General features: G+C 67.3%; 15 protein-coding genes. 10 read left to right on the top strand and 5 right to left on the bottom strand.

The window, feature by feature from the left end:
- The first annotated feature begins 21 nt into the window (after nt 1–21).
- Nucleotides 22–501, top strand: coding sequence for a tyrosine-type recombinase/integrase (locus Q7X29_RS26205; RefSeq protein ID WP_316576344.1), 480 nt, complete (start codon nt 22–24; stop codon nt 499–501).
- Between the two features lie 194 nt (nt 502–695).
- Here Q7X29_RS26205 and Q7X29_RS26200 read toward each other — a convergent pair whose 3' ends face one another.
- Nucleotides 696–4,484, bottom strand: a complete 3,789-nt coding sequence (locus Q7X29_RS26200) for an IPT/TIG domain-containing protein (protein ID WP_316575658.1) — start codon at nt 4,482–4,484, stop codon at nt 696–698.
- A gap of 362 nt (nt 4,485–4,846) precedes the next feature.
- On the opposite strand from Q7X29_RS26200, the gene Q7X29_RS33135 reads away from it, so the two are divergent.
- Nucleotides 4,847–5,074 carry a hypothetical protein gene (locus Q7X29_RS33135; RefSeq protein ID WP_394358735.1) on the top strand — a complete coding sequence of 76 codons (228 nt, stop codon included), beginning with the start codon at nt 4,847–4,849 and terminating at the stop codon, nt 5,072–5,074.
- Nucleotides 5,075–5,657: 583 nt separating this feature from the next.
- On the opposite strand, the gene fxsT is transcribed toward Q7X29_RS33135, so the two are convergent.
- Nucleotides 5,658–8,156, bottom strand: coding sequence for an FxSxx-COOH system tetratricopeptide repeat protein (gene fxsT, locus Q7X29_RS26195; RefSeq protein WP_316575657.1), 2,499 nt, complete (start codon nt 8,154–8,156; stop codon nt 5,658–5,660).
- Nucleotides 8,157–9,704: 1,548 nt separating this feature from the next.
- Between fxsT and Q7X29_RS26190 the strand changes: the two genes are divergently transcribed.
- Entirely contained in the window at nt 9,705–10,271 is a 567-nt protein-coding gene (locus Q7X29_RS26190; RefSeq protein WP_316575656.1) for a hypothetical protein, read from the top strand.
- Nucleotides 10,272–10,378: 107 nt separating this feature from the next.
- Here the strand turns inward: Q7X29_RS26190 and Q7X29_RS26185 are convergent, their stop codons facing one another.
- Nucleotides 10,379–10,501, bottom strand: coding sequence for a hypothetical protein (locus Q7X29_RS26185; protein WP_316575655.1), 123 nt, complete (start codon nt 10,499–10,501; stop codon nt 10,379–10,381).
- 425 nt (nt 10,502–10,926) lie between these two features.
- On the opposite strand from Q7X29_RS26185, the gene Q7X29_RS26180 reads away from it, so the two are divergent.
- From Q7X29_RS26180 to ligA, 4 genes are all read left to right on the top strand, one after another.
- On the top strand, nt 10,927–12,153 hold the full coding sequence (locus Q7X29_RS26180; RefSeq protein WP_218721920.1) for a cysteine desulfurase family protein: 1,227 nt from the start codon (nt 10,927–10,929) through the stop codon (nt 12,151–12,153).
- On the top strand, nt 12,153–13,268 hold the full coding sequence (gene mnmA, locus Q7X29_RS26175; RefSeq protein WP_218721919.1) for a tRNA 2-thiouridine(34) synthase MnmA: 1,116 nt from the start codon (nt 12,153–12,155) through the stop codon (nt 13,266–13,268). Before Q7X29_RS26180 ends, mnmA begins: the two co-directional genes overlap by 1 nt.
- Nucleotides 13,269–13,529: 261 nt before the next feature.
- On the top strand, nt 13,530–14,546 hold the full coding sequence (locus Q7X29_RS26170; RefSeq protein WP_316576343.1) for a methionine synthase: 1,017 nt from the start codon (nt 13,530–13,532) through the stop codon (nt 14,544–14,546).
- A 120-nt stretch (nt 14,547–14,666) separates the two neighbouring features.
- Nucleotides 14,667–16,790, top strand: a complete 2,124-nt coding sequence (gene ligA, locus Q7X29_RS26165; protein ID WP_316575654.1) for an NAD-dependent DNA ligase LigA — start codon at nt 14,667–14,669, stop codon at nt 16,788–16,790.
- Between the two features lie 51 nt (nt 16,791–16,841).
- Here the strand turns inward: ligA and Q7X29_RS26160 are convergent, their stop codons facing one another.
- Nucleotides 16,842–17,192 (bottom strand): hypothetical protein, encoded by a 351-nt coding sequence (locus Q7X29_RS26160; RefSeq protein WP_218721917.1) that lies wholly within the window; start codon nt 17,190–17,192, stop codon nt 16,842–16,844.
- 217 nt (nt 17,193–17,409) lie between these two features.
- On the opposite strand from Q7X29_RS26160, the gene Q7X29_RS26155 reads away from it, so the two are divergent.
- The 3 genes from Q7X29_RS26155 (at nt 17,410) to Q7X29_RS26145 (ending at nt 19,558) form a co-directional block, all read left to right on the top strand.
- Complete coding sequence (locus Q7X29_RS26155) at nt 17,410–18,594, top strand: AAA family ATPase (protein WP_308248694.1); 1,185 nt, start codon at nt 17,410–17,412, stop codon at nt 18,592–18,594.
- A gap of 28 nt (nt 18,595–18,622) precedes the next feature.
- Nucleotides 18,623–18,970, top strand: coding sequence for a hypothetical protein (locus tag Q7X29_RS26150; protein ID WP_308248693.1), 348 nt, complete (start codon nt 18,623–18,625; stop codon nt 18,968–18,970).
- A gap of 66 nt (nt 18,971–19,036) precedes the next feature.
- Entirely contained in the window at nt 19,037–19,558 is a 522-nt protein-coding gene (locus Q7X29_RS26145) for a GNAT family N-acetyltransferase (protein WP_218721914.1), read from the top strand.
- On the opposite strand, the gene Q7X29_RS26140 is transcribed toward Q7X29_RS26145, so the two are convergent.
- A complete protein-coding gene (locus Q7X29_RS26140) occupies nt 19,551–20,201 on the bottom strand; it encodes an ACT domain-containing protein (protein WP_218721913.1) in 651 nt (216 codons plus the stop codon). The two genes, Q7X29_RS26145 and Q7X29_RS26140, sit on opposite strands and share 8 nt — an antisense overlap.
- Between the last annotated feature and the right edge of the window lie 74 nt (nt 20,202–20,275).

The following is a 20,275-nucleotide window of genomic DNA, read 5'->3' as shown; positions in this document are numbered from 1 at the left end:
TTCCCCCCTCGGCGGTTTAGCCTGAGACCCTATCGAACCTGGACTTCTCGACCTTCTACGACGCCGACTGGAACCCGCTCCCGACCGAAGAGTTCCAGCGGGCGCACCACCGGCAAGTTCGTCACTTTCGCGGCGAGCCGCTCGGCGGGCCGTATGTCACAGAAAGCGCTGCGGAACCGGGTCTACGCCGCTGTGTCGGAGCTCGGCGGCGAACCCGCGAAGCTGGTGCCTTGGGGGCCGGACGGAAAGATGCGCCAGCAGATGGGCTTTCACTCCCTGCGCCACCTCTACGGCTCGCTACTGGCAGACGGCGCCTACAGTCTGGCTGACGTGACCCGCCGGATGCGGCACAAGAACAACACCACCACCCTCGACATCTACACCCACCTCGTGGACGGGCAGCATGCGGCAGCTCAGACGCTCGGAGATGCTCTTCGCTGTGGACTGCGTGACTATCGGATGGCAGCCTCCGGTATTCGGCTCGTCGGCGGAACTGATTGACAAGGCCTCGGCATTCGCCCTGCCCGGGGTCCGGTGCGGGCTGGTGCTGTTCGCCGCACGCGACCGCGCCGCCGAGCGCACTGGATCGTGCGTGGGCCGTAGGCGAACGTACCTCCCTTTAGCGTCCTGTCCACGCAGACGTGGAACTCTGCTGTGGGATGAAAGGGGGTTTCATCCAGGGGATCGGCTACGCATCAGTCGGGGCGAACTCGGAAGTGGACGCTAACAGGTGCGGCGCCTGGTAGGCGCAGTTGCAGTTCGTGCGTTCCGATCGTGCTGTCGACCCAGGTGTCGAGTCCTTCGGCCGCCAACTTGCCGTCGAGATACCAGCTCGCCAGGGGGTCGGGCAGAGGTGCCGTGCCTGGGTCGATGATGCAGCCGAGGAGATGGAGTTTGCCTGCTGGCGGCTCGGCGTTCTCGGATGGGTGCAGGATGGCGGCAGTGGGTGGGCGGGGAGGTAGGTCAATGGGTCCTGAGCGGGCCGAGGCGGTCTCGTATCCGTCGTGCACAACGACCTCGAGTTGAACTCGGTCCGCGGGGATGGCGCTGGCGTCGAGGTCATGATGTGATGTGGTGATTCCGACTGCGAGGCCCTGCCAGTGCTCGCCGTCGTCGGACCAGCGCAGCCAGGCTTCGGGGGCGACGGTGCTGGCGGTGGTCACTGTCCAGGTGAGGTGGATCTGGCCGTCTTTGCCTACCTGAGCCTGCACGTTGTCGACCTGTGGTGGGGTCGGGGGTGCGTCGCGATGCCAGACCTCGCCTTCTGCGGTGCGTAGCCGCAGGCCGGTGCCTCGTCCGCGGTCCGGCAGAACTGCGCGGAATCGGTAAGGCGGCCGAGGTGGTTCCTCACCGTTGCATGCGCAGCCGCAGCCCGCCCCGTGGAGGAGTTGTACGAACACAGGTGCCGAGGCCAGGATGCTCGCATCGTCGCCCAGCAGTTCGGCGGTGATGTCGGTGCGGGGTCCGTCGGCGGGTGGGGGCAGCGCCACCACCCTGGACACGCTCTGTATCTGCACCGTGCCGTCGGCATTGACAGTGCCGAGCATGGTGATCAGGCTTCGTGGGGTGTCGTCTGTCGGCATGATTCCAATACCGACCCTACCGCTCGATGAGGCTCCGAGAGCGACAGCGGTCGGCGTGAGCCGTGCTTGGTTGATCAGGAAATCATGGGTGAACAGCGAGATCCACTGTGGCCCGCAATAGGACATGAAGTCGTTTGCGGTTCGTGGGTTGAACAGGGTCAGCGTGGTCAGGTCGACTCCGTACTCACCGATACTGGCACTCGCCCAGACGGTGTCGCCGGCGGCGTTGACAGTAGTGGTGCCGGGATCGTACGGATCGTAGTTCGGGTAGGCGGCATTCGGTGTGCCGACAGCGTTGCAGGGTGCGTGGTCGAGTCCGAATTGATGCCCTAGCTCATGCGCCACGGTGGTGCCATTACCTACCAGGCCAGCCGCCGAACTATTGGAGCATCCTGGGTTGCCACTGTTGGAAGGGATGTTCGCAGTCACCCACCCGTAATAGACGGCGTTCGGCAGGTTGCCGTCGTTGATGCGCGCGGTCTGGACCTGGTTCAGGATCGGTCCCCAATTGGGGTCGCAACCACCGGCCGCCGCGGGCGGAGTATTCAGTGGCTGTGTCGCGGTGACTGTGGCGATCAGCCCGACAACAGGTGTGGCCTGGACAGGATAGGCGGCCATCGTGTAAGCGAGGTCGGTCGTGATCTGGGCAAGTGTGGGCGCCGCGAAAGTGACCACCGCTGGCGGCGTCGCCAGATTGTTGCCCTGATAGCCGATCGCGACGGCGCGTACGGTGAGCGTTTGCTGCAGGTCCACGGTGGCATTGAGCACAGCCTCGGCCGTGCCGCCGGAACACGCGTCCGGTGAGTTCACCTCAACGGTGAACCGGAGGCGTCCGGTCATGACCGCGGCGGGCACGGGGAAGTTGAGGGAGTTGCCCAGTACGCCACGTTCGGCGTCGTAACTTGCGTACTCGTCGACGGCTGTGAATGGTGCATTGAGCGGGGTCAGGGCTTGCACTGTCTGCCAGGCGCCAGACACCCGACGCTCCACGGTGACAGTCCCGGTGACATTGGGCAGGTCGCCGTTGGCGAAGTCTGCGTCCTGGCCGCTCCGCAGATACACCCGGAGCAGAGCACCCTTACCTGCGACGAGCCGTACCGAATTGTCCGCATCTCGGTCCGCAGGGTCGGTGAGGTGGTCGGCGGCGTGGTAGTACTGAATAGCTTGTGTGAGTTCTACACCGTCGATCACCAACGCGTAGGGCCGCTGCACGACCACAGTGCGGGTGGCTGTGTGTGTGCCACACGGGCCTGAGGCGGTGACCCGGATGCTCATGGTGTGGGTAGTCGTCCAATGCGGCAGCGTCTGTCGGTAGCTGCCCCCGGGCTCGTACCCGGTCTCGGAGTGCAGCACCGTCCCGTCGCTCGTGCTGATATCCAGCGTGACACTGTCGGTGTTACTGGTTTCCCAGTGCACAGTCAGCGGGGTACGCGGATCAGCACATCCGGCGGTCGGCGTTCCGCTGATGACGACCGACGTCACCTGGGTCGTACCCCCTTCGAACCTTGGCGGCGTACCGAGAGCTTGCCTGTTGAAGTCGATGAAGCGACCGCATACCTCGATTGTCTCGTTCGGGATGATCAGCGAGAGCGGGCCACTCTGCGCGCCGCCGGGGACGACCACCTGCACTCGCGTGTCGCTCCACGAAGATGGTGTCACGTCGACGGATTCCCCGCCTACCACGCCAAACCGCACCACCCCGGGCGCGGTACCGAAGTTGGTGCCGGTGATGACCAACGTCTGGCCGGGGCAGCCGCGGCGGGGCGACAGTGCTGTGATCGTGTACCGGTTCGCGAGAATTCGTCGTAGCGCGTTGACCATTTCTGCCTGGCAGAGCAACTTCTCCAGTACGACCTCGGGGAACCGTGTGAAGGGTGGTCGAGGTGGCCACGAGGGGCAGGGGCTCGGTCGTGGCGGGAAGGGGTCGGGGTCCGGATCGGGCCAGGGGGGCAGCGGCCCGTCGATCGGCCCACATTCCGGCGTACCTCCCCAGAATCCGCGCAACTCTCGTTCGAATGATTCGGCCGCGCCCACATCGCTACGCAAAACCCTGCGAGCGGCGCGCACGACGCCACCGAACTGCTCGATCGGGCAGATTTGGTCGGCCACGACGCCGATGTATCCGCCCGCGAATTCGGGGTCCCGCGCGTGTCCCACCAAAAGGGTCGCGGCGAACAGTGCTAGCGCTGCGTCGCGTGTGACCACCGACTCACCAACCACATGCTCACCTACCCGGACGCGCAGCGCGGATTCCAATGCCTTCCACGATCGAGCGTCGCTCAGAGCTGGACCGGCGTCTGCACCCGCAGCGCTCTGTGCTGCGAACTGGTCCAACCGTTCGCCGAACCGCTGCGCAGCAGCCATGTCACCGGCGATCGTAGCGAGCGCGGTCGGTATCAGATCTTCGATCTTGGCCATCGGTGGCAGGGGACAGGTCCATGAACGCCGGAAGGCACCGTGCCGGATCGGACGACCGCTCTGTGCAAGTGCGTCCCAAGCCGCCGACACGACCCCGAACGTGGCATCATCGAGCACCGGTCCGGGAGGCGGCGTCAGAGTGCGACCGTAGGCGTGGTGGCGGTCCAGCACGGCGCCCTCGACCACGACGTCGAACCGCGCTGTCTGCCCTACCGCGCATTCGACTTCCGCTCCGCGGTAAACACTCGCCCCGCTGGCGTCACGGACCACGATGCTCACCTCGGGCCGCCCGTCGAACAGATGCGAGAGCAAATCCGGTCTGTACTCGATCCGAAAGCCACCGTCGCGGCGCGTGCGAGTGGAGCCGAGATCCTCATAGAAAACGAGGTCGCGGTCGGTGACGTCGACTACTAGCCCGTGTACACCGTCGCCGTCTGGTCCAACTACCCGTCCCTCGATCACGAACACCTGAGCCGTCGACATCACGCGCCTCCCTCGATCCGGTAGGCGACTGCCTGGCGTGCACAGCAGTCGCAGTTGACACCAGATCAGTGTGGGATGGGGCATAAATGATCGCGAGGGTAGTGCACTACTCGATGTCACCACGCCTGATCTGTCGTGGGGGTTGGCTGTATCAGGGAATTCGGGCGACGGCGGTGTCGTCGACGTGCACGTCGCGCTGGCGCAGGCCGGCCAGCCTGACTGCGCTCGGCGCCGTACACCGAACTGGTCAAACTAACCACCGCTGGTGATCGGTGGATGGGCGACCTCGCGGCGCTCGGTGACAAGGGCGCGTTCGTTAAGAGATTGACGCCGCGCTGCTCAGCGGTGATGCCGGCCTGGCGGTGCACTGCCTCAAGGACATTCTCGGCGACACCCAAATCCCTCAGGGTCTGGCCTTCGCCGCGTACCTGCCTCGTGGAGGCGTCCAAGACGCCGTCATCAGCCGATCCGGGCTGGCATTGGACGACCTGCCAGCCGGTGCCGTCGTCGGCACGAGTTCGGTCCGACGGAAGGCACAATTGCAGCTACGGCACCCACAACCTGGATATCCAGCCGTTGTGGAAGCGTGAACTTGCGGCTGGCTCCCCTCAACAAAGGGCACTTCGACGCGCTCATCGCCGCGGTGTCATTTCACGGTGGAGGAGATGTGCCCGCCCATCGGAGCAGGAATCACCACACTGCAGTGCCGTGCCGATGACGTCGAGCTGCTGGCTCTGGCGGCCAGCTCGACGACGCAGGTACCTGCCGTCACACTGCTGCCGAGCGGGCGATGCTCCACGCCCTGCAAGGGCCACTGCAATTCCCCGATCGCGAGGTTGGCCACCGATGCGCCGGGATGGCGGATCCAGTTGTGCGGGACCGTCTTCCGCTGACGGCTCTCGGTGGCTCGATGTTTAGGAGTGGGGTGTCGGCGAGGATCCGCAGCGCTGGGATTCTTCCGAGGCTCAAATTTGCTGCACCAGCGTGCTCGTCGATTGATCGACGCCATCCCACACCGGTCAGCCGGCGCGACCTTGCGATAACGATTGCCCAGATGCGAATGCTTCGCTCTTGCTGATCGAGGCGTAGTGCGGTCGGCAAACGCCGATTCCCCCCATCGGCGCGATGCGTAGGTGGCGTCCCATGCCATGCCTACGCCGTATCTAACCCAGTTCAACCAGACTCAATGTCGTCGTGGGTGGGCAGACTAATTTTGTCCCTGTCGACCTCGTCGGTCCGATCGGCAGCCTGGTACGCCTCGGCGAGATTGACACGTGTTGTGGAGATTTCGGGATGGTCGGGTCCCAGGACACGTTCCATATCGGCGAGGGTCTGCTCGTAGAGCGGTATCGCCTCATCGACCCGACCTGTCACCAGATAGGTCGTTGCGAGGTCGTTGCGAGTGCTCAAGGTGTCAGGGTGATCGATTCCCAGCACCCGTTCCCGATCGGCGACGGTCCGCTCATACAGTTGCATCGCCTCTTCCAGCCGATCAGCCTGAAAGTAGGCGTATGCGAGGTCACGTCGGGAGGTTAGAGTTTCGGGATGGTCGGATCCGAGGACCCGCTCCCGCTCGGTGAGGTTCTTTTCGATAAGCAGGATCGCCCCGTCGACCCAACCCGCATAGAGGTACGTCATTGCGAGGTTGTTCCGGGCGGTCAGGGTTTCAGGATGGTCAGCTCCAAGGATCCGCATCCGCCCGCTAAAGGTTTGTAGGACATGTGGATACGCCTCGTCAACTTGCCCCGCCTGAAGGTGCGCGGCGGCGAGGTTGCTGCGCGACAACAAAGTTTCAGGGTGATCGGGACCGAGAATCAGCTCGTCTTCGGCGAGGTTCCGCTGGAGGAGAGGGATTGCCTCGTCAAGCCGGCCCACACTAGCGAAGGCGGCGGCGAGATTGCGCCGGGACATCCGAGCGTCGGGGTGATCGCTTCCGAGCGCCCGCTCGCGAGCAGCGAGAGTCCGCTCTGCGAGCGAGATCCCCTCCTCGAACCGCCCCTTCTCCATATAGGCGCTGGCGAGATTGTTGCAAGTGGAAAGGGTCTCCGGGTGGTCGCTTCCCAGAACTCGCTCCTGAGACGCGAGGGTCCGCTCTGCAAGCGAGATCGCCTCCTCGCCCATCCCTGCCTGTAGATACCCGTAGGCGAGACTGCTAGCGGCGGCCAAGGTGTCGGGGTGGTCGACTCCCAAAATCCACTGCCAGTCGGTGAGGGCTCTGTGCAGGTAGGCTAGCGAACCGGCATAGAGACCTTGGTCGGCCATGAACCTGCCGCTGTAGACGCAGATGGTTGCAATCAGATCGGCGGTTGGCACGTCGCTCGTGATGCTGTAGCTGGCGAGTGCATCCACGTGGGGCAGCAGCGCTCTCCAGGCCGACCACGTGGCGGGATCATGCAAGTTGGGCAGGTCGGAACAAAGGGTGTCTGCGGCGTGGAAGCGGGCACGGGCAATAGCATCCGGCTGACTGTGTGGGTTGGCTGAATCGGCGTTACGGGCGACCGCTTGGACCAGTCGGTGGATCGAGACGGTGCTGGTGGCAGGGTCGGGCGTGATCATGCTGTACGCAGCCAGCAGCCCGAGCGCGCGGCTGCGGGTCAGCGGGTCGTGCTTGGGAATCTGGCACAAGGCCAGCGGGATAGCATCGGGGGCATACCAGGCCAGGGTTTGCAGGAGTTCGACCGCGGCGGGTTCGATGTCGGCAACGCGGTCCAAGGTAATCCGCCAGATCCGAGCGATAGTGCGCTCGGAGTCGGTGTCGAGGGCTTCCTGAGCGAACATCTGTGCTGGGTAGTCGGCGAGTAGCTGCAGGTAGGCACGTGGGGTGAGGAAGGGATCCTGCGCCAGATAGGCTCCGGCCTGCTCGATCGCCAGCGGCAGATGCCCCAGTGTTGCGCACAGTTCGGCCGCCCCGTCCTCGTACCGCGGACCCGCGCCGGTCAGTAGACCGGCCAGCAAACGCAGGGACTCGGAGGGTTCGAGAACTCCCAGTCGTACGATCGCGGTGCCCGGCTGCCAGCCGCTCGCCCGGCGACTGGTGATCAGAACCCGGCCTCCGGTCCCTACTCGAGCCAGCACCGGAGCGATGACGCTGAAATCCTCGACATTGTCGAGGACCAATAGCCAACCTGTGTGGGTAGCCAGCCATTGCAAGGCTCGTTCGCCCAGTTGATCAGCTTCTATCGCCTGGGCCAGCGCCGGCTGCAGCCGAGTGGCGAACCCGACAAGGCCCGCAGTGACCTCGGAAGCTGTGTCGGCAGTAAGCCACAGTATGGGACTGTTTACGTGCGCCTTGCTCGCAGCCCATCGGGCGACCAAGGCGCTCTTCCCGATCCCACCCAGCCCATACACGACCGTAACCGGAACCGGGCCTGAGCTAGCGAACATCGAGGTGAGACTGACGAGCTCAGATTCCCGACCGACGAACTGTCCCGGACGAGAGGGCAAGTTGTCGATCCCGGGCGGGGCGTCCAACTCAGCGACCGGCTCGAACGCCTCCGGAGGAAGCTGCACAACCCGGGCGGTGGCGTGGTCCCCGGTCAGGATCGCTCCAAGATTGTTCCCACCAACGGCGACAGCGTGAGGGCCGGACGCTGCTACCGCAGGACCGCGAATGTCCGCCGCTGGTGGCGTCGGCTCGTTGTCTTCCCTGCGGCCCGAAGAAGTCTTCTTCACGGTGTTGGTGGCCGACTGTCTCGGGTGTCCAATGAGATGACGCCCTGGTTGTTTCCGCCGATGGCAACCGAACGATCACCCGATGCCGTCACCTGCGGACCACCTGTTGTTGGAGCACTTGGCGAGGTCGTACGTGGCGTTTCATCAGCGCCCGATTGGCGGTGGTACTGCCACACAGACGTCACGACACCGGCCACGGTCAACCCAGCGACCACCACCCACAGCCACCACGAGCCTCCTCCGGTCGCCAGATTCACCGCTACCGCCAACCCGGTGCCGATCACCGCCGCTATCACGGTCGGCACCACTACAGGTACCAACGATCCCGAGCTCATACTGCCCTCCACAACGTGACCGAACGTGCTGGATATGCCCATTATCGAATACTCGGAGCCTGTACCGACACACGTTTGCGGACGAAGTATCGGGCTGGTTGATTAGGCCAGCCGCGCGGAACAGGTTCGTACGGGATCGGGTTCGGACCTCGCGTACCGCGGCTCGGCGGACGCACGACCTGGGGAACACCGCGATTGGCTAAACCCTGGTGCATAAACGACCAGGTCAGTCATACTCTGTGTGTGGGTGCGTTCCGCTTCGGCTGGGTGTGCTCGCATCTTTCGGCCATGGCTCTAGCGGGTGGTTGCAATGGGCATGTTCGATCGTTCGTCGTTTCAACGCGCGACGCAAAATCGTTGGCGCGAGCGGCAGCGCCAGCAACAACGAGCCAGTCAACAACGAGCCAGTCAACAACGAGCACAGCAGCGCCAAAACGAGCTGTACGAGCGGCTCGACGACGCGCCCGAGCGGCCCCAGGCACCAACTGGTGGGTCGGGCCCGTCCAAAGGCGGGGTAGGCCAGGTCGTGTCAACACAGCCTGCGGGTGACCAACCATTCACCGACTCCACACCGGTTGGAGCGGGGCAGGACTTTTCAGACGCTCCGGAGCCACCGACATTGCCAGATAATCAGCCCGTTCTTGCCCGTCTCCTGGGTCGTACCTCGGAACTTCGGCAAGCGATTGGGACGAAGTTGCCCAGGCGCACGCATCAGCCCAGGCGCCACATATCCGGGGCCGGCTCGCCGACCAAACCACCAGGCGTGCCGTTGGAGTCGAACCCGCCCGATCATGAGAATGCGATCACGCGCCTTACTCGGGTACTGCAATCACGGATGCAGGGTGCTCAGAACTCCGGTACACCGCACACCTGGTCAACCCCCGGATGGAACCAGACAGGTGAGGAGTCACCAAGACCCGAACCGACCAGCAAAGTCGACGATTCTGCTTGGACCTCACCAGGATCAGACGCTGGCCAGCCAGCCCTTTTCGCAGCGCTGTCGGCGGGTGCCAGAACTAATCGGCCAGGATGGATGCAACGGTTGGCGCAGAGGGTGCCGCGGCGAGCCACCGGCTATCGTGGGGGCCTCCCTAGAATGGTGCCCGCGCGCCCGGAGCCGCCGAAATTCGACGTGCGGGGTTATGTTCGAAATGGGGCGCCGCCACCCGTTCCAGGGTTGCGGTGGGAGCCGCCGAAGATCCTTCATACGACAGTGGAGACTCCTCTCGGGGAAGGTCCATTCATTGTCGGGGCGCGCCCTGATGGCAGCCCCATTCTGGGCTATGAGGTTGCCCGTTACGAGGAACTCGCACCCAATCGGCATCGCCCTCGGGCCGACAGCAACATCCCCGTTGCCGAATGGACTAAAGTTGAAGGCCACCACGGGGTTCCGTCCGTACTTGCCCAGCATCTTGTGTGGAAGTATCGCGAAGGTCGCGCGCCAGCAGTATCGCTTCCCGTGGACCAACATAAGGCGACCACGTCGGCCCTGGTTACCTGGCTTTCCAGAGTTCCTGCTGCTTACCGAACTGACGGCAAACCGGACGCCCAAAAGGTCGCAGCAAACCCGAAGATGGTCGACGAAGTTGTGACCGTGATGTGGGATGCCGCCAAGGTCCCGCAGAACGTGCGGGTGCTCATGCGGCAAAAGTTTGAGCAGTACCGTCTGGAGCAGGAGTATGAGCGACGCAGGGAAGAGTATGACGTGGCGTTGAGTCAGTGGAAGCTGGACTATGGTCCCGCGATCGACCTACCGCCCCCCAAGCAGCCTCCGGACTGAGTAAGTCGGGTCAACCGTGGCCGCAAGCACTTACCCAGCGCGGTCCGCGCTGGTTTGATCATGGCGCACAGCACACCTCAAGCCAAAGTCTCCCGCGATCGACGATGTCAATCGCCAGCAACGGTGCTGGCGCGCAACGGCAGGGTGTAGCCCACCCGGTCCAGCTGCACGATCCGCACGACGGGGTCGACGGCGGCCGGACCACACTCGAGCACGTGACGTCCAAGCACCGCTCGAACCCGGGTACCAACGATGCTGGATCCCTGTTCCCGGTCGGACAGCGGCGACGTCAGCGGCCAGTGTCCGGGCGCAGTGGTCCCGCGTCGGACGTCCGGCCGCCGGGTGACGCATCTCTTCTGGTGGTCCAGGCGACGCCCTGTCGCGTGTGGTCGCCGATCCGTCCGGGGTGCGTCTGCCGAGTCTTGTGCGTCTCGAGCCCTGCCTCGTGTGTCATCCGGTTCGTCGTGCGACCCCGGATCCGCACCCTGCTTGGCCTACCCTGCTCGGCCGTCTCACCGCGATCTCGTCACCGATCCAGGAATACAGATAGGTGATACACGTGTTGAAAATCCTGGGTAAATCGTAGAAAAATCGTAGAAAGCAGGGGTGGACCCCGGAGATGACCAGGTCAGCGGTGGTATAGGCTTTGTCGGTCATGAAGTCGGCTTACACGGGTCCGGTCAACGGTGCGCCCAAGACGGTCTACCTCGACCACGCGGCCACCACTCCCATGCTGTCGGCCGCCGTCGAGGCGATGACGGCCGCGCTGACGACGGTGGGTAATGCCTCGTCGCTGCACGGATCGGGCCGGGCCGCGCGGCGGGCGCTGGAGGAGGCGCGCGAGTCGATCGCGGCCGAGCTCGGTGCCCGGCCGTCCGAGGTGATCTTCACCTCCGGGGGGACCGAGAGCGACAATCTGGCCCTCAAGGGCATCTTCTGGGGGCGCAGGGCGGGCGATCCGCGGCGCACCAGGATCGTCACCAGCTCCGTCGAGCATCACGCGGTCCTCGACGCGGTCGAGTGGCTGGAGAAGCACGAGGGCGCGCGGGTCAGCTGGCTGCCCGTGGACGCCGAGGGCGTGGTGTCGCCGCAGGCGCTGCGCGAGGTGCTCGCCGAGTACGCCGACGAGGTCGCGCTGGTCAGCGTCATGTGGGCCAACAACGAGGTCGGCACGATCCAGCCGATCACCGAATTGGCAGCTGTCGCCGAGGAATTCGGCGTCCCGATGCACAGCGACGCGATCCAGGCGGTGGCCCAGATCCCCGTCGATTTCGGCGCGAGCGGCCTGGCCGCGCTCAGTGTCGCCGGACACAAGGTCGGTGGCCCGCACGGCATCGGCGTGCTGCTGCTCGGCAGGCAGGTGCCCTGTGTGCCACTGGTCCACGGCGGTGGCCACGAACGCGACCTGCGCTCGGGCACCTCCGACGTGGCCGCGGCGGTCGGCTTGGCCGCGGCGCTGCGCGACGCGGTGGGTGAGCTGCCCGCCCGCGCCGAGCACCTGCGCGCGCTGCGCGAACAGCTGATCGCGGGCGTGCGGGACGTGGCGCCCGAGGCGGTCCTCAACGGACCGGCCGGCGAGCGCCGCCTGCCCGGCAACGCCCACTTCACCTTCCCCGGCTGCGAGGGCGACTCGCTGCTCATGCTGCTCGACGCCGCCGGCGTCGAATGCTCCACCGGGTCGGCCTGCAACGCGGGCGTGGCCTCACCCAGTCACGTGCTGATCGCGATGGGCGTCGAGCCCTGGCAGGCCCGCAGTTCGCTGCGGTTCTCGCTCGGTCACACCTCGACCGGGGCCGATATCGAGACATTGTTGACCGTTCTGCCGCAGGTCATCGAACGGGCCAGAGCCGCGGGCCTGGCCGGCGCTAGAGGAGGTGCCTGATGCGAGTACTCGCCGCGATGAGTGGTGGCGTCGATTCGGCGGTGGCCGCGGCGCGGGCCGTCGACGCCGGCCACGAGGTGGTCGGGGTGCACCTGGCGTTGTCCGCGACGCCGGGCACGCTGCGCACCGGATCGCGCGGTTGCTGCTCCAAGGAGGACGCCGGTGACGCGCGTCGCGCCGCCGACGTGCTCGGCATCCCGTTCTACGTCTGGGACTTCGCCGACCGCTTCAAAGAGGACGTGATCGACGACTTCGTCGCCGCCTACGCCGCGGGCGAGACCCCCAACCCGTGCCTGCGCTGCAACGAGAAGATCAAGTTCTCCGCCCTGGCCGACCGCGCGCAGGCGCTGGGCTTCGACGCCGTGGTCACCGGGCACTACGCCCGGCTCGACGACGGCGTGCTGCGCCGCGCGGTCGACGCCGACAAGGACCAGTCCTACGTGCTCGCGGTCCTCACCGCCGAACAGCTGTCGCGCGCGATGTTCCCGGTCGGGGACACCCCGAAGCCGCGGATCCGCGAGGAAGCCGCCGAGCGCGGCCTGGCCGTGGCCGACAAGCCCGACAGCCACGACATCTGCTTCATCCCCTCCGGCGACACCCGCGCCTTCCTCGGCGCCAAGATCGGCATCCGGCCTGGCGCGCTCGTCGACTCCGACGGCACCGTCCTGGGCGAGCACGAAGGCGTGCACGGCTTCACCGTCGGCCAGCGCAAGGGCCTGGGCCTGACCCACACCGCCGCCGACGGCAAGCCCCGCTATGTCACCGGCATCGATCCCGATTCCGGCACGGTCAGGGTGGGGTCGGTGGCGGACCTCCAGGTGGACGTCGTCACCGCCGATCGCGCCGTCTGGACTTCCGGCGTGCGGCCGGACGCGCCGGTCGAGTGCGTCGTGCAGGTGCGTGCGCACGGTGGCACCGCGCCCGCTGTCGTCACCCCCGAGGGCGACGGTTTCGTCGCCCGCCTGCGTGAACCGCTCACCGGTGTCGCCAAGGGCCAGGCGATCGTGCTGTATCTACCCGATGCCGAAGGCGGGGACACCGTGGTCGGCAGCGGCACCATCAACGGCACCGACCGTGCCGGTGTCGCGGCGGACGCGGCCGACGCTTCGGTCTGATCGCCGCGTGCCGCGCCGGGACGCGGTCGTCTCGGTGAGTAGGGGTCCTCGGGGCCGACAGCCGTCGTCGCGGTGGCGCGGGGCAGGATGGTGACCGGCGGTCCGTGCGTCGCACGAATCGGTGCGGTGCGGTCCGTGGCGCGTGATGTTCGCACCGGCTCGGTGGCGACGGCGTTCGATGAATCGAAAGGTGTTGAGCGCGTGACATTGTGGCGCAGCGAGAACTCGCAGGAGACCGCCGCACCGGAGCCGGTCGTCCCGCTGTCCGGCGGCACCGCCACAGCCATCGGCTCGTGGCCCGGCACCGATCCGCGCGAAGCGGCCGCGACGATCATCGGCGAACTCCCCGATCTCCCGCACCTGGTCGAGCTGCCCGATCGCGGGGTCGGCGCCGACATGATCGGCCGGGTCTCGGCACTGCTCGTCGACCTGCGCTTCGATTCCACCACCCGCGGCTATCGCCTGGCCGCCCGTCCAGGCGCGGTGTCGCGCCGCGCCAGGGATCTGCTGCACGAAGATCTCGACGCCATCGAAGAGGCCTGGGAGACAGCGGGTCTGGTCGGCGCGGGCCGCGTGGTGAAGATCCAGTCGGCGGGCCCGCTCACCCTCGCCGCCGAGGTCGAGCTGCCCGGCGGGCACCGCATCCTCACCGATTCCGGTGCGGTGCGTGATCTTTCGGAGTCGCTTGCCGAAGGGCTGGCCCGGCACGCCGCCGAGGTCGCCCGCAGGCTCGGGGCCCAGGTGGTCGTCCAGCTCGACGAGCCCCGGCTCACCACGGTGCTCGACGGCTCCCTGCGGGGCCCCAGCATCCTCAACACCATCCGCGCCCTGCCCGAACCCGAGGCGCTGCACATCCTCGATACGGTGATCGCCGCGCAGTCCGCGCCGGTGCTGGTGCACACCTGCGCCGCCCGGCCCGCTCTCACCACGCTGGGCCGCACCGCCGCCGCCGCGATCTCCTTCGACGCGGCCACGATCACCACGACCGATCTCGACGCCCTCGGCGAGATCCTCGACTCCGGCAAGAAGATCGCCCTGGGCCTGACCCCGACCACGGCCCCGGCGGCGCCACCCACCTGGCGCACTATCGCCGAACCCGGCGTCCGCTTGATCGACCGGCTCGGTTTCGCGCGGCGGGTGCTGGCCGAGCAGATCCTGGTCACCCCCGCGTGCGGCCTGGCCGGCGCACCGCTGCCCTGGGCTCGCACGGCCCTCACCCTCACCGGTGAGGTCGCCCGCGCCTTCGCCGAGGAACCGGAGTCGATCTCGCTCGACTGAGTCGCGGGCCGGCACGCGCGGGGATCGCGTGTCCGTCTGCCGGTGATCGCCCCGGAATGAGCCCGCGACGTGCGGGAACGATGGCCGGAAGTGACGGTGGGCTCGACTACTCTTCGACGGGTGAGTGACAGCGACAGCGTGGTTTCCGTGGGCGCCGAGCCGGTGGGCGCGACCCCCGAGCAGCGGGTGCAGTGGCAGCGGCTGGCGGACGAAGTGCGTGAGCACCAGTTCCGCTACTACGTGCGTGACGCGCCGATCATCTCCGACGGTGAGTTCGACACCCTGCTGCGGCAGTTGCAGGAGCTCGAGGACGCGCATCCCGATCTGCGCACGCCCGATTCGCCGACCCAGCTCGTGGGCGGCGGTTTCGCCACCGAGTTCACCGCGGTCGACCATCTCGAACGGATGCTCTCGCTCGACAACGTCTTCGACTACGACGAGCTGCGCGCCTGGGCGAGCCGGGTGGAAGCCGAGACCGGGCCCGGCCTGCACTACCTGTGCGAGGTCAAGATCGACGGCGTCGCGCTGAACCTGGTGTACGAGAACGGCAGACTGGTGCGCGGCGCGACCCGCGGCGACGGCCGCACCGGCGAGGACGTCACCCTCAACGCGCGCACCATCGAGGACATCCCCGCCGAACTCACCCCCAGCGCGGACTTCCCGATCCCGGAGCTGCTGGAGGTGCGCGGCGAGGTCTATTTCCGGCTCGCGGATTTCGAGACCCTCAACGCCCAGATCGTCGCCGATGGCAAACCGCCGTACGCGAACCCGCGCAACACCGCCGCCGGCTCACTGCGCCAGAAGAACCCGGCAATCACCGCGCAGCGCAGGCTGCGGATGATCTGTCACGGCTTCGGCCGCATCGAGGGCTACCGGCCCGCGTCCCAGCACGAGGCCTATCGGGCGCTGGCGGCCTGGGGCCTGCCGGTCTCCGAGCACACCCGCCTGGTCGAGGGCATCGACGCGGTCATCGAGCGGGTCGCCTACTGGGGCGAGCACCGCCACGACATCGAACACGAGATCGACGGCCAGGTGATCAAGATCGACGAGACGGCGTTGCAGCGCCGCCTCGGCTCCACCTCCCGCGCCCCGCGCTGGGCCATCGCCTACAAGTACCCGCCCGAAGAGGCCACGACCACGCTGCTCGACATCGAGGTCAACGTCGGGCGCACCGGCCGGGTCACCCCGTTCGCGGTGATGGCCCCGGTCTCCATCGCCGGCTCGACCGTCGCCATGGCCACCCTGCACAACGCCTCCGAGGTGAAGCGCAAGGGCGTGCTGATCGGCGACACCGTCACCATCCGCAAGGCCGGCGATGTGATCCCCGAGGTCCTCGGCCCGGTCGTCGACGCCCGCACCGGCGACGAACGCGAGTTCGTGATGCCGACCCACTGCCCGGCCTGCGGCACCGAACTCGCTCCGGCCAAGGAGGGCGACGCCGACATCCGCTGCCCCAATCAGCGGCACTGCCCGGCACAGCTGCGCGAACGCGTCTTCCACCTGGCCGGCCGCGGCGCCTTCGACATCGAAGCCCTCGGCTACGAGGCCGCCAACGCGCTGCTCACCTCGGGTGCCATCACCGACGAGGGCGATGTGTTCACCCTCGACGAGCAGGCCCTGCTCGGGGTTCCGCTGTTCACCAAACAGGACGGGACGCTGTCCGCCAACGGCGCGCGCCTGCTGGAGAATCTGAACGGGGCCAAGGACACGCCGCTGTGGCGCGTACTGGTCGCACTGTCGATCCGGCACGTCGGCCCGACCGCGGCCCGCGCGCTGGCCGCCGAATTCGGGAGCCTGGACCGCATCGAGGCGGCGACCGGGGAGGAACTCGCGGCCACCGACGGTGTCGGCCCGACCATCGCGGCCGCCGTCGTCGAATGGTTCACCGTCGACTGGCACCGCGCCATCGTCGACAAGTGGCGTGCGGCCGGCGTACGGATGGAAGACGAACGCGACGATTCCATCGAGCGCACTCTCGACGGCCTGTCCATCGTCGTCACCGGCTCACTGCAATCCTTCACCCGCGACGGCGCCAAGGAGGCGATCCTGCTGCGCGGCGGCAAGGCGGCGGGCTCGGTCTCGAAGAAGACCGCGTTCGTGGTGATCGGCGAGGCGCCCGGCTCGAAGGCGGCCAAGGCCGAGGAACTCGGCGTCCCCATCCTCGACGAGGACGGCTTCCGGCTCCTGCTCGAGTTCGGACCCGCCGCGGTCACCCCCGCGCCGGAGCTCACCGAGGACGAGTAGCCGCCGGCTCGGGGTCCGCCGCGGTACGGCGGATCACCGCGGTGTCCGCGCTCAGTGCGGCGTGACGGTGACGGTGTTGCCGATCTGGGTCTTCATGTCGAAGCTCGAGCACTGCCCGTTGCTGATCTCGACATGGCGCGTCGGCCGCTTCTTGATGTTGGTCTGGATGTCGACGGCCACGTGCGTCCCCGACATCGAGCACACCTTCGACACCGGGCCGTCGGTGTAGGACACCGACCCGGCGCCCTGACAGGAATTCGTCTCGTTCCCGAGGAACACGCGCGCGGTCCCGTTCGGGCACGGATCGGCCACCGCGCTCGGCGCGCTCAGCACCACCGGCACCACGGCGCCCGCGGTCACCGCGGCGACGACAACTCCGCGAACCATCATCCGAACAGCCATCCCGCGCACCCATCCTCGTCCGACTCAGCCCCGCGGACCGGGCGGCCGCGGTGCCCAGCATGCTAATGCGTCCAGGCCGGACACGCCCGGCCACGGCCGATCCGCCACGGACCCGACACCCGCCGTCGTCGACGCCTACCGCGTGCATGGGTCCGCCGTCGCCTAGTCTTGCGAAGGATCTCGGAGAGGCGGACGACCCTTGCTGCGTAGTTTTCAGGTGACCAATCACCGATCGCTGGCCGAGGCGCAGCAGTTGCGGTCGAGCAAAGGCGGCGGCAGTCCGGTCGCGGTGCCGGTGACCGCGGTGTACGGAGTGGCGGCGTCGGGGAAGACGAGCCTGGTCGACGCGCTCGCACAGATGCGGGACGCGGTGTTGCATTCGGTGAGCGGGTGGGACCCCTACGCGGGGCCGGTGCGCAGGCCGCATCTCGGATTCGCGGACCGGCCCACCGAATTCGTGGCGGGGTTCGTGGCCGAGGGGGTGCCCTATACCTACGGGTTCCGGCTCGACAACGCCGATGTGATCGCGGAGTGGCTGTACACGCATCCGCGCTCGCGCAAGCGGATCGTGTTCGAGCGCAACGGTGACCAGGTCAAGATCGGCCCGATGTTCGAGGCGGCCCGCTACGGCGTGGCGGCGCTGGTGCCGCTGGTGCGGCCGAACGCGTTGCTGCTGAGCCTGGCGGGGCAGATGTACGCCGAGGCGCTGGTGCCTGCCTATCGCTGGTTCGCGGCGAACCTGCGGGTGCAGCAGGGCGAGGCGGGCGTCGAGGAGCTCGCGCACGATCTGGGCAGCCACATCTCGCGCTCGCCCGACAACGCGGCGCGGCTGCTGATGCTGTTGCGGACAGCGGATCTGGGCATCGAGGATCTGCTCGTCGCCGAACACGATCCGATGTACGCGGACTATCTGCGCGACCTCGACGCCGAGATCGGCGCGCTGGCAGCCCGACTCGACCACGGCGGCGCCGAGCCGATCCTGCTGGAACGGGAACTGAGCACCCTGCGCGCCGCCCGCGACGCGCTGTACCGACGGATGGTGGACCGGCGCGGGGCTGGGTTGAGCCTGGTACACGAGGGCATCGACGTGCCGTTCGAGCTCGCCGACGAATCCACTGCCACTCGATCGCTGCTGCGGGTGCTGCCCGCCATGCTCGAGGCGCTCGACACCGGCCAGGTGCTCGCGGTCGACGATCTCGGCGCGGGCCTGCCGGTGGAGGAGACCGACCGGCTCGTGCAGCTGTTCCAGAACCCGGAGACCAACGCGCGTGGCGCGCAACTGATCTACACCACCGCCCAGCGCGCGCTGATCGACCGGGGCAACGGCCGCTCGCAGCGCACCAGGGCCGCGGTCTGGCAGCTGCGCCGGGAACAGGGCGTCAGCGAGCTCACGCCGCTGTGACATTCCCGCGGGGCCTACCATGGGCGGCATGCTCGAAGTGGTGATGGCCGCGGCCATGGTGACGATGCTGGTCGTGACGATCGGCGCCGTGGCCGCCCACCGGATCGGCCGCGGCGGGGGCGCGAACCAGGAACAGGGCTCGCTCTACATCACCGGAGTCAGCCCGCTGCCCGCGATGACCGGCGAGCACTACGTGACCATCACCGGCACCCTCATCGGCCCGTCGGTGCCCGGCGTGGTGGTGTATCGGCGCTTCGCCTGGGACGCCGCGCAGTGGCCGTCGATCGGCGACCAGCTGCTGGTCGTCTACTCGCCGCGCAACCCCGACAACTGGGTGGCCCAGCATCCCGGTCTGCGGTCCTACCTGGGGTCCTGAGCTCACCATCCCGGTGAGACATGGGTGAGTTTCAGATCACAGCGGGCCGGGTGGGATCATGCCCGGATGCAGGGTAACGACCATCAGACCCCCGGGAGCGGCCTCCGGATCCGGACCGCCCGCCCCGAGGAATTCGCCGCTATCTCCGCGCTGACCGTGCAGGTGTATGTGGGCGACGGCTACGTCGACGAGGACGACGGCTACGTCCGGGAGCTGGGCGACGTCGCGCACCGGGCCGCCGAGGCCGAGGTGCTGGTCGCCGTGTACGACGGCAAGGTCGCCGGGTCGCTCACCGTCGCGAAGCCGGGCACGCCGTACGCGGAGATCGCGTTACCGGGCGAACTGGAGTTCCGGATGCTCGCGGTGGCCAAGGACGCGCGTGGCCTCGGCGTGGGAACGGCGTTGGTGCGCACCGTGATCGACCAGGCGCGTGCCGGCGGCTACGAGGCGGTGGCGCTGACCACCATGGGCACGATGGTGGACGCGCACCGGATCTACGAGCGGTTGGGGTTCGTCGGTGTGCCGGAACGTAATTGGTCGACCCACGACGGACTGCAGCTGTATGTGATGCGGCTCGCGCTCAGCTGAGCACGGTCGCGACGATGCCGGCCAGATAGCCCAGCCGCGCCACTTCCGACGGGCGGAAGTCCGGGCCGCCCGGACGACCGAGCAGCAGCGACTTGCCGGTGTTGCCCAGCGGGGCGGCGGCCAGCTTGGTGTCCATGTCGCGCCAGATCTGCGGTACCCAGTCGGCTTCGCCGTCGAGCCACGACGGCTTCTCCAGTGGCATCCACGGTGCCGAACCCGCTTGCGTCTCAGGGGCACTCGGGCTGCCGACCACGCGGTAGGCGCCGCCGGGGCTCATGCCGATGATCGTGGACCAGCCCACCCGCAGGACCCGCGGCACGCCGTCGACGAGCACCTGCAGGCGATCGTCGCGCGCGCTGGCGACCTGATCGATCAGCTCGAGCTCGCGATGGGTGTCCAGGACGCCGGAGTAGGGGCGGATCGAGTCGACGCTCACGTCGTGCACGGACTCCGCGGCGGTGATGAGGGTGTCGGGCAGCGCGCCGGTGGGCACCTCGACCACCAGATCGTCGATGGCGAAACCGGCGCCACGCTCCACGACGTCGAGCGAGAGGATGTCCGCGCCGACCCCGCCGAGGGCGAGTGCCAGGGAGCCGAGGCTTCCCGGTCGATCCGGAAGTTGCACGCGGAGCAGGTATGACACGTGCGTTCCTTTCCTAGGCGGCCGGGGCTGTTCGACACGAATACCCGGTGACGCAATACTTACACCCCCGAGCG

Origin of the sequence: Nocardia canadensis (assembly GCF_032656385.1) — a bacterium.
GTDB lineage: Bacteria > Actinomycetota > Actinomycetes > Mycobacteriales > Mycobacteriaceae > Nocardia > Nocardia canadensis.
This window is presented reverse-complemented; position numbering and strand designations above follow the sequence as displayed.

Coding starts and splice junctions, on each gene's coding strand:
- Q7X29_RS26200 (WP_316575658.1), bottom strand. CDS start 4,484: ATGTCGACGGCTCAGGTGTTCGTGATCGAGGGACGGGTAGTTGGACCA.
- Q7X29_RS26180 (WP_218721920.1), top strand. CDS start 10,927: ATGAAGTCGGCTTACACGGGTCCGGTCAACGGTGCGCCCAAGACGGTC.
- mnmA (WP_218721919.1), top strand. CDS start 12,153: ATGCGAGTACTCGCCGCGATGAGTGGTGGCGTCGATTCGGCGGTGGCC.
- Q7X29_RS26160 (WP_218721917.1), bottom strand. CDS start 17,192: ATGGCTGTTCGGATGATGGTTCGCGGAGTTGTCGTCGCCGCGGTGACC.
- Q7X29_RS26150 (WP_308248693.1), top strand. CDS start 18,623: ATGCTCGAAGTGGTGATGGCCGCGGCCATGGTGACGATGCTGGTCGTG.
- Q7X29_RS26145 (WP_218721914.1), top strand. CDS start 19,037: ATGCAGGGTAACGACCATCAGACCCCCGGGAGCGGCCTCCGGATCCGG.